This is a genomic window from Psychrobacter sp. SHUES1, assembly GCF_001652315.1.
Classification (GTDB): Bacteria; Pseudomonadota; Gammaproteobacteria; order Pseudomonadales; family Moraxellaceae; genus Psychrobacter; species Psychrobacter faecalis.
This window is the reverse complement of sequence record NZ_LXWA01000037.1, coordinates 31,841-42,167: the sequence shown is the minus strand read 5'-3', so window position 1 is coordinate 42,167 and position 10,327 is coordinate 31,841. Positions and strand designations below refer to the sequence as shown.

Genomic DNA, 10,327 nt, shown 5'->3' with positions numbered 1-10,327 from the left:
GAGCTATCTAATCGTTGTTATGACAGTTATGAGGCTATTGTCGATGCCACTTGCTTGGCTTGGAATAATTTGCTTAAACAGCCACAAAGAATTCGGTCGTTAACTGCTCGTGCTTGGGCGCAACTTTAATTGTTGGGTTTGGTATTAGTTATTCATAATAGCTTTTTATCGAAAACAAAAACCCACTTAGCAAACGTTAAGTGGGTTTTTAATGCACGCTACACTTATCGCAATTTACTCTAGCCTAACACCACAGGTACATGACTGTAACCACCTAAGGGCGGCTGCTCACGCTCCAAAGAAAAACCCGCCGCTAAGGTGATATCTGTGAAATGGGCTAATAGTGCTTGAGTAGCAATTCTAAGCTGCCAAGTAGCAAGCAGGCGCCCTGGGCAGACGTGCTTGCCAATACCATAAACCACGTTAGCAGCGGCATGCTTTTGAGGGTCGAAACTGTTATCACCAAACACCGCTTCGTCGCGATTGGCTGATGTCCAGTTTAATTGTACACGCGCGCCTTTAGGTAGCTTATGCGCGCCAATAGAGACGGGACACGTAGTGATACGGCGGTTTGAGACGAAAGGATCATCAATTCGTAATACCTCGTCGATAATAGTCTCAAGTTCGCTATCAGTAGCCTGCGACCAGAAATTTACTTGCTCAGGATGCTTGACAATATGAGCGATGATAACGCCGACACACAAAGCGATAGACCCCAAATCGCCGCCAGTCCAATTACGCAAAATAGACACCAGTTCGGCTTCGCTCAGCTCCCGCCCATCGATGCGCTCACGGCACAATTGAGCGGTGACGCTATTCATATCAAGGCTGTTTTTAGCGATATTATTTTTAGCGATGTTGTTTCCAGCAGTGTTATTTTCAGCAGTGCTCGCTTTAAACATGCCAGCCACTTCGTCAGTATTGCGGTACGGCTGTAACACCGAGCGGATAATATCATCGAAGTCTTGCGCGACTTTTGCCATTTTTACGTCGTCTTTTGAGCGAGTAGCGCTGTGATTATTGCGCATCCACTGTAAAAGTTTCGGTTCTAATTCAGTAGGCCAGCCAAGCCACGCGCACTGCGCGCGGACCGCAAATACCGCGCCGATATCATCGACTGCATTGAGCATTTTACCTTTTGGTAGCTCACTCATTAATTCGGTTGCGACCTTTTTAAACACAGGGACATAAGGCATTAGCGCTTCTTTACTAAGGTAGCTATCAATCAGCGTCCTGAAATGCTCGTGCTCTGCGCCGTCCAAACCATTGGGTACTTGCAAAAAACGCGACACCTGACTAGAAAAACGCTTATCATCTAAAGCCGCCGCCACCACATCAGCATGGCGTAGTAACACCCACTCCCCTGCGTCATTTTTTATCACATCATGCGCTTGCCGTAAGTTATCGGTCAGGGCGCGCAAATCACTGTCTTTACAAATAGTGACCTCAGCAGTCGCATGAACGGTTTTTTGATCAAATAAGTTAGATGTCATCATAAATCCTTACAGCAGGTATTCGGTTTTGTAGCGCCTCTCAATTCTCTACATGTTGAGTTTATACTGCTAGGCAGCTTTATAAACAATAACCATCATACACGCAAATCCATAAGTTTTTAATGAACAAGGAAGTAATGGATAAGGAAGTCACGCTTAAAGCTTTCTTTATTTAGATAAATGATTGACCGTCCACACCGCCGCTTCTACACGCGTGCGCAGACCCGTTTTATTGAGGATATGTTTGACATGGACTTTTACTGTCGACTCGGCAATATCCAAATTATTGGCAATCATTTTATTACTCAGCCCTTCAGCAATCATCTGAATCACTTGCAGCTCTTGGCTGGTCAAATTACTGGCGATATCTTCGATACTGGGTGTGCGCAAGGTTTGGGCAAGTATCGATGCAAGGTTTGGACTGATGACCAGCTCGCCGCGCAGGATTTTTCTGATATCAATGATAATCAGCTCAGGCTCCATATCCTTTAATAAGTAACCATCGACGCCCAATTTTAATGCCTCTTGGACGTCCTCACCGCTATCTGAAACCGTGAACAATACGGTCTTGGTATTGATATTTCTGGCTTTTATTTCGCGTAAAGTTTCGATACCGGTCAGTACCGGCATTTTATGATCAAGTATCACCAAATCCACGTCGTTATTTTCTAAAAATGCCAATGATTCTTGACCGTTGCTGGCTTCGCCAACGACTTCGACATCGTCCTCAAGGCTTAGTAGTTCAGAGATACCGCGGCGTAACATCGGATGGTCATCGACCAATAGTAGGCGCGCAGGCGACGTGCTGGTATAAACTTTAGTGCTCATAACATACTCACAAATTAGAAAAAATGGTACAAAAACTCTCTTACTCAAAAAAAACTGCTTAAAAAATCAAAAAATGGCAAAGTAAAAACAGCGAAAATGATAAATCTATTATCTAAAAGAGTAATTTTATTCGATTATAAATAAGCGTCTTGGGTATTTTTTTCATCAAAGAAGTTGGGCGCAAATCTAACCGTGACGATGGTACCCTGCGGTTGATTGTCTGTGACAATAAGCTCACCGCCGATGTTATGGGCGCGCTCTTTCATAATGATGAGGCCGTGGTGTTGGGTTTGATCGACACTTCCTGACATGCCAACACCATCATCGATGATACTCATGACGATATATTTATCACCGTCCTCATACGCCAATTGAATCTCTACATTTTTTGCTTTGGCATGACGGCTGATATTCGATAGCGCTTCTCTGGCAATCTGTATCAAATCTATCTGTTCAGTGGCGCTTAAATTGAGCGTCATAATTCGATTGTGCACGGTCATATTAAAATCGCCCTTGGAGGCAAACTCACTGGCAGCATCACGTAGTGCTTCATCAAAATTATCATTATCAATGGTCAAGCGGAACGTCACCAACAAGTCTCTTAGCTGCTGATAAGCGGAACCCAAACCTATTTTTATCTGCTCAATGTTTTGATAGACAGGCGCTTGTACTGGCTCGCTACCCGCATTTTTTAGATGTCGCTCAAGGACGCTGACTTGGATTTTTAAATAAGATAACGACTGCGCCAAGGAGTCATGCAACTCTCTGGCAATGGTTGAGCGCTCTTCAAACAAAATCAGCTGATGCTCTTGCTGTCTTTGTTTGCGCAGTGATAAGGCGGTACTGATTAAATTGGTCAGCGCCACAATCAGCTCGTCATTTTGCGCATCCAACTCGGCACTGACAAACGGGAAAATGCTGCCCGCTTCGGTCATTTGAATACGCTGTTCTGGTGTTATATTACTATGATTATCAGCATTATCGTCGCCATCCGTGACAAAAGAGCGATTCATCACCAGCGTCGACTTTGGACGTACGCGTAATTCCCCAAAGGTTTCTTGTTGATGGACGATAGGATAAGACTTGGTATGTTCGCCATTTTTAATGCCACAGCTTTCACAGCTCAGCTTTTTGCACAGCTCTTTCATTTTTTCGCCGTGCAGCACGATAGCATTTTTATTGGTGATATATTTATTTTGAATACATAAGGTAAATTCTAAATGCGGCAGCGCCTTGCTAAAGTCTGCAATCAAGTCATCGAGCTGGTATAAGCTCACTTGGCTGGTGGTCAGCGATTTTGAAAAGTCATAAAACAGCGATAGCACTTGATTGGCTTTGACCAAATGCTGAGTTTTTATTTGTACTTCACTCTCAAGCGAGCGCTGATAGGTTTCAATCGTGCCCGCCATGTCATTAAATGAGCTGCCCAATACTTCAAATTCTCGGTAGCCCTTGATGCACACACGCGTCTGAGTCTGCCCTCGTTTGAATTGGTTATTGGCTTTAATCAATTGCTGAATGGGCAGCAGTACCGATTTTTGCAAACGGCGCATGCCGATTAATACGATAATAGCGATAAGCAGCAATGAGAGGATTTGTAAGTTTTGTTGCCATGTCTGGCGCTGCTCGTTTCGGTATTGCAGCTCACCGACGAAGTCATTGACATCTTCGATATAACGCGACGAGACGCTATAAAACCCTTGCTTATCTTGCGCCAATAACGCTGGCTTTAAATCTTGATACCACTGCTCTTTTATCTCTTTAAGCTGCTCATTGATGCGCACATGTCGATTGGCGCTCGTTAGCTGATAGACCTGCAATTCTTCGAGACGATTTTCCATATCGCGGCTGAGAATATCTACCTTTTCAGCGGTCGTTTTATTGGCAAAGTCTAATTTATCCTGTTTGGCGCTCTGCGCATTGGTTTTATCGCCTACGCTGTTTTGTCCAACATGTAAACTTGGACTAAAAGGATGGTCATCTGAAAAATCCGTCGCTATCTGAAAATTGAGTCGGTAAGTTGCCATACGCACCGAACCTGCCACATTAATGGCCTCAGCATCCGACCTTGCTACCCATGCCAGCGCGCCACTTCCTAGCGTAGACATCACCGCCAAGGTGGCTATGATCAAAATAGCGCCCCAAGCATGCAGCGATAAAGACTGTCTGTGTTGTTTAGACCTCATGAATGGCATTCACCTAGCAAATTAGCGAAAACAGGGGATAAATAACACTATTAGAATCGTTCATTTTAAAACCGTCGACATTCAAAACCATCCGTATTCAAAATAACAAATGCGCTTATTAATCATAAAAAAAACCAAACTTTTGGTAATAATTCTATGACTACTATACCCCTTTTAGCCATCAGTATACCACTATGTATGAATACTCATTATCCCGATAACAAAGTACCGTGAGTTATCATTTTTTATAAATACTTATTTTTTATAAAGACAATAAGTGAGGAAGAGTATGGGCAATAAATACAACTTCAAAGGTGGTACGCTCATTACTGACTGGCGACCTGAAGTAGAAGATTTTTGGCAAGGCGGCGGCAAAAAAGTCGCCACGCGAAATTTATGGATATCTATTCCATCTTTGCTATTGGCGTTTGCAGTATGGATGGTATGGAGCGCGGTCATCGTGCGCTTGCCAGAGATTGGCTTTGCTTTTGATGGCGGACAGCTATTTTGGCTGGCTGCATTACCGGGGCTGTCAGGGGCGACGCTGCGGATTTTTTATTCTTTTATGGTACCTATTTTTGGTGGACGTCGTTGGACAGCGATATCCACCTTATCTTTATTAATACCCGCGTTATGGATGGGTTTTGCGGTACAAAACCCTGATACACCGTTTATTATATTTGCCATTATCGCGCTGCTGTGCGGCTTTGGCGGTGGTAACTTTGCGTCGTCTATGTCCAATATTTCGTTCTTTTATCCAAAAGCCGAACAAGGTACAGCGCTTGGGCTAAACGCTGGTTTGGGTAATTTGGGCGTCTCGGTGATGCAGTTTGTGGTACCGATGATTATCTTGGTTGGTGCCTTTGGTAGCTTGGGCGGCGACCCGCAAGTATCTGACAGCGGTCGATTGTTTTATCTCCAAAACGCGGGCTTTATTTGGGTGCCTTTTATCCTGCTGTTTGCTGCATTGGCATGGTTTGGCATGAATGACATTGCCACCGCTAAAGCCTCGTTTAAAGACCAATCGGTTATCTTTAAACGCAAACATAACTGGATTATGTGTATTCTTTACATGGCGACGTTTGGCTCTTTTATTGGCTTTTCTGCTGCCTTCCCGATGTTGATTAAAAACTCCTTCCCTGCTATTGACGCACTTAAATTTGCCTTTTTAGGGCCTTTGGTTGGTGCGCTATTTCGCCCATTAGGGGGCTGGATATCTGATAAAACCAGCGGCGCAAAGGTTACATTCTGGAACTATATCGTGATGGTATTGGCGGTATTGGCAGTGATGTACTTCTTACCTAGTGAGACCAGTGATGGCAGCTTTGTCGGCTACTTTATCTCCTTTATGGTGCTCTTTATCACCACCGGTATCGGAAACGGCTCAACCTTTACCATGATTCCGGTTATTTTTAGAACCTTTCATGACCGCCGTGAGCCTGAAAAAGCGGGGACAGAAGAGTTGTTTGTCGAGATACGTAAAGAGTCAGCAGCAGTGGTCGGCTTTACCTCAGCCGTTGCCGCCTATGGTGCGTTCTTTGTGCCCAAAATGTTCGGGTCAGGACTGGGAATAGATGGCACCTTTATCACACTTATCATCTTTTATGTCCTCTGTATTGCATTAACTTGGTGGTTTTACAGCCGCCCGAATGCTGAGATTCCTTGCTAAAACGGCTGTGTTATAAGTCCTTTAAAGCGACTTTTATACAAGCAAAACTAAATCTATAAAGTGCTACTTGCCCATGTAAGTAGCACTTTTTTTATTTTAAATTTTTACTGCTCATGATTGGCTTAACAATCAGCGTCACACGCCGTCACTGAGCAGCTATTTAGCCGCCATTTTCCAGTGCTTTTATTTTTAGCAGCTACTACTAAGGTGGTAGTGCTCTGCTCATGTTAGCGGATAGTAAGGGTGCTATGGCTTACTTAAAATGACGCTATTGAAATAATATTTACGGCTTAGGTGCATACCAATATCGAGTCAAGTACGACGATACCAGCATGCGGCACTCAGCTTTAGATACACCATAGGCAATAAAACAGAGGATAGCGAAATGAGCCATTTACTCGACCAATTCCGTTTTTTTAAACGTAAACAGGGCGAATTTTCCGATGGGCATGGCGAGACGCGTGATGAGTCTCGTGACTGGGAAAACGTGTATCGTAGCCGTTGGCAGTATGACAAAATTGTGCGCTCAACGCATGGGGTCAACTGTACCGGCTCTTGCTCGTGGAAGATTTATGTCAAAAACGGCTTGGTGACGTGGGAAACCCAGCAAACCGACTATCCTGAAACCCGCCCTGACTTACCAAACCATGAACCACGCGGCTGTCCTCGCGGCGCAAGCTACAGCTGGTATATGTACTCTGCCAACCGTGTCAAATATCCAAAGGTACGTAAACCCCTACTAAAATTATGGCGCGAAGCCAAAGCTCAGTATCCTGACCCTGTCGATGCTTGGGGCAGTATCGTTCAAGACCCTATCAAAGCTGAACAGTATAAATCTAAGCGTGGTCTTGGTGGCTTTATTCGCTCAACATGGGCAGAGGTCAACGAAATCATCGCTGCCAGCAACGTTTATACCGCTAAAACCTTTGGGCCGGACCGCATTATTGGTTTCTCGCCGATTCCTGCGATGTCGATGGTCAGTTACGCCTCTGGTAGCCGCTATTTGTCGCTTATCGGCGGTGTTTGTTTGTCATTTTATGACTGGTATTGTGACTTACCTCCGTCATCACCGATGGTTTGGGGCGAGCAAACCGACGTACCAGAATCAGCCGATTGGTACAACTCTGATTATATCATCGCGTGGGGCTCAAACGTGCCGCAAACGCGGACGCCAGATGCGCATTTCTTTACCGAAGTACGTTATAAAGGTACCAAAACCGTCTCTATCACCCCTGACTATGCAGAAATCTCTAAGCTGACCGACTTATGGCTCAATCCTAAACAAGGTACAGATGCGGCAGTGGCGCAGGCGTTTTGTCATGTCATTATCAAAGAGTTTTACCTCAAGCAGCCAAGTGATTATTTCTTAGACTACGCCAAGCGTTATACCGATTTGCCGGTGCTTGTAATGCTAGAAGGTGAAGATGGCGCGCGCCGTGCGGGTCGCTACCTGCGTGCTTCTGACTTGGTCGATGACTTGGGTCAAGAAAACAATCCTGAATGGAAAACCATCGCCTTAAATAATGACGGCGAATTGGTTTCTCCGCTGGGCTCAATCGGCTACCGTTGGGGCGAAAAAGGCAAGTGGAATCTTGAGCAAAAGAACGGCACCACAGGCGAAGACATCGATCTGACGCTTACCTTAAAAGACAGCGCTGAGACTTGTGTCGTGGGCTTTGACTACTTTGGTCATGTGGATCATCCGCATTTTACCTCGGTGCCAGGCGAGCCTATCCAGCAAAAAACCGTCCCTTGCAAAACCATTACCCTTGCCGATGGCAGCACCGCCATCGTTGCGACAGTATTTGATTTAACCGTGGCCAACCTTGGTGTTGACAATGGCGTCGGCGGCGAGCACGTCACCGATGATTATAACGATGCAAGCGTACCGGGCACGCCAGCTTGGCAAGAAGTAATTACTGGTCTTAGCCGTGAGCGCGTGATTCAAGTGGCTCGCGAGTTTGCTGAAAACGCCCATAAAACCCATGGTAAATCGATGATTATCATCGGTGCGGGTATGAACCACTGGTATCACCTCGATATGAACTATCGCGGCGTGATTAATATGCTCATGCTGTGCGGCTGTATCGGCAAATCTGGCGGCGGCTGGGCGCACTATGTTGGTCAAGAAAAACTGCGCCCACAAACTGGCTGGTTACCCCTTGCCTTTGCTCTTGATTGGCATCGTCCACCGCGCCAAATGGCCGGTACCAGCTTCTTTTATGAGCACAGCTCACAGTGGCGTCATGAAACCATCTCAGCTCATGAGATTCTCTCGCCAAATGCCAATAAAAAATTCTTCCCAGAGCACATGCTTGATTACAACATCCAAGCAGAGCGCGCAGGTTGGTTACCATCAGCGCCGCAGCTCAACCGTAATCCATTGACCATAGCCGCCGCCGCAAAAGCCAGCGGTAAAGACGTAGAAGAGTATGTGGTCGACTCATTAGAAGACGGCAGCTTACGCTTTGCTTGTGAATCACCCGACAACCCGGTGAACTTCCCGCGCAATATGTTTATTTGGCGCTCAAACCTCTTGGGTTCATCAGGTAAGGGTCATGAATATATGCTCCATTACTTCTTGGGCACCAGAAACGGTCTGCTTAACGAAGAAAACCCGACGGGTCATTTGCAGCCAAAAGAAGTCGATTGGGTAGAAAAAGGCCCTACTGGCAAGCTTGATTTGGTCGTAACGCTTGATTTCCGGATGTCCTCGACCTGTTTGTACTCTGATATCGTCCTGCCGACCGCGACTTGGTATGAAAAAGACGACATGAATACCTCAGACATGCACCCGTTTATTCACCCATTAACTGCCGCCACCGACCCTGCTTGGGAATCTAAATCGGATTGGGAGATTTATAAAGGCATTGCTAAGAGCTTCTCTGAGCTATCAAAAGGTCATTTGGGCGTGGAAACCGATGTGGTTACTCTGCCTATGCAGCATGATAGCCCAGGCGAGCTTGCGCAGCCATTTGGTGGCACCGACTGGAAAACGGCTGGCGAAAAACCGGTTCCTGGTAAAAACTGCCCAATGATTAAAATCGTTGAGCGCGACTATCCTAATACCTATAAGAAATTCACCTCTATGGGTCCGGCTCTAGAAAAACTGGGCAATGGCTCAAAAGGTTTGAATTGGGACATGAAAACCGAGGTCAAACAACTGGGTGATTTAAACCACCGTGTCACTGAGCCGGGTATCTCTGAAGGTCGTCCTCGTCTAAATACCGCGGTGAATGCGTCTGAGATGATTTTGATGCTGGCCCCTGAAACCAATGGCCACGTTGCCGTTAAAGGCTGGGCGGCACTGTCTGAATTTACCGGTCGCGACCATACGCATTTGGCCAAATCCAGTGAGCATGAAAAGATTCGCTTTAAAGATATCGTCGCGCAGCCACGTAAAATCATCTCAAGCCCGACGTGGTCGGGTATTGAATCTGATGAAGTGAGCTATAACGCCGGTTATACCAACGTCCATGAGCTGATTCCTTGGCGTACGATTACCGGTCGTCAACAGTTTTATCAAGATCACCCTTGGATGCAGGCGTTTGGTGAGCAAATGCAGCAGTATCGTCCGCCTATCGATACCAAGACGACGGAGATTATCCAAAATACCAAGCCCAATGGTAATAAAGAGATAGTGCTGAACTTTTTAACACCGCACCAAAAATGGGGTATTCATAGTACTTACTCTGAAAACTTGCTCATGCTGACATTGAGCCGCGGTGGTCCTTGTGTGTGGTTATCAGAAGTCGATGCTGCAAAAGCCGGTATCGTCGATAACGACTGGATTGAAGTCTTTAACGCTAACGGTGCCATTACCGCGCGCGCCATCGTTAGTCAGCGCGTCAAAGAAGGCATGACGATGATGTACCACGCCCAAGAAAAATTGGTCAACGTTCCAGGCTCGCAGCAAACCGGTATTCGCGGCGGTATTCACAACTCAGTGACCCGTACTATCCTAAAACCGACGCACATGATTGGCAGCTACGCGCAGCAGTCTTACGGTTTTAACTACTATGGCACTGTCGGTTGTAACCGTGATGAGTTTGTGGTGATTCGCAAAATGTCGAAAATCGATTGGTTGGAAGAAAAACCAGATGACTCATTACCACGCCCATTGCCAACCACCCTTGATGGTTAATAGCACG

5 protein-coding genes are annotated in these 10,327 nt (G+C 46.0%); 2 read left to right on the top strand and 3 right to left on the bottom strand.

Going from position 1 to position 10,327, the window contains the following annotated elements; translation table 11 throughout:
• Positions 1-239: 239 nt before the first annotated feature.
• The 3 genes from A7325_RS04390 to A7325_RS04380 form a co-directional block, all read right to left on the bottom strand.
• Positions 240-1,496, bottom strand: a complete 1,257-nt coding sequence (locus tag A7325_RS04390; protein WP_227514938.1) for a cytochrome P450 — start codon at positions 1,494-1,496, stop codon at positions 240-242.
• 165 nt (positions 1,497-1,661) lie between these two features.
• Positions 1,662-2,321 carry a two-component system response regulator NarL gene (gene narL, locus A7325_RS04385; protein WP_068404992.1) on the bottom strand — a complete coding sequence of 220 codons (660 nt, stop codon included), beginning with the start codon at positions 2,319-2,321 and terminating at the stop codon, positions 1,662-1,664.
• Positions 2,322-2,455: 134 nt separating this feature from the next.
• Positions 2,456-4,507, bottom strand: coding sequence for a histidine kinase (locus A7325_RS04380; protein ID WP_068404991.1), 2,052 nt, complete (start codon positions 4,505-4,507; stop codon positions 2,456-2,458).
• 289 nt (positions 4,508-4,796) lie between these two features.
• Between A7325_RS04380 and A7325_RS04375 the strand changes: the two genes are divergently transcribed.
• Together A7325_RS04375 and A7325_RS04370 are read left to right on the top strand one after the other, a co-directional pair.
• A complete protein-coding gene (locus A7325_RS04375) occupies positions 4,797-6,176 on the top strand; it encodes a NarK family nitrate/nitrite MFS transporter (RefSeq protein ID WP_068404990.1) in 1,380 nt (459 codons plus the stop codon).
• A gap of 385 nt (positions 6,177-6,561) precedes the next feature.
• Entirely contained in the window at positions 6,562-10,320 is a 3,759-nt protein-coding gene (locus A7325_RS04370) for a nitrate reductase subunit alpha (RefSeq protein ID WP_068404989.1), read from the top strand.
• Positions 10,321-10,327: the final 7 nt, after the last annotated feature.

Bases quoted from the DNA above. Each gene is read 5' to 3' on its own strand.
- A7325_RS04390 (WP_227514938.1), bottom strand. From the start codon at position 1,496: ATGATGACATCTAACTTATTTGATCAAAAAACCGTTCATGCGACTGCT.
- A7325_RS04370 (WP_068404989.1), top strand. From the start codon at position 6,562: ATGAGCCATTTACTCGACCAATTCCGTTTTTTTAAACGTAAACAGGGC.
- A7325_RS04380 (WP_068404991.1), bottom strand. From the start codon at position 4,507: ATGAGGTCTAAACAACACAGACAGTCTTTATCGCTGCATGCTTGGGGC.
- narL (WP_068404992.1), bottom strand. From the start codon at position 2,321: ATGAGCACTAAAGTTTATACCAGCACGTCGCCTGCGCGCCTACTATTG.
- A7325_RS04375 (WP_068404990.1), top strand. From the start codon at position 4,797: ATGGGCAATAAATACAACTTCAAAGGTGGTACGCTCATTACTGACTGG.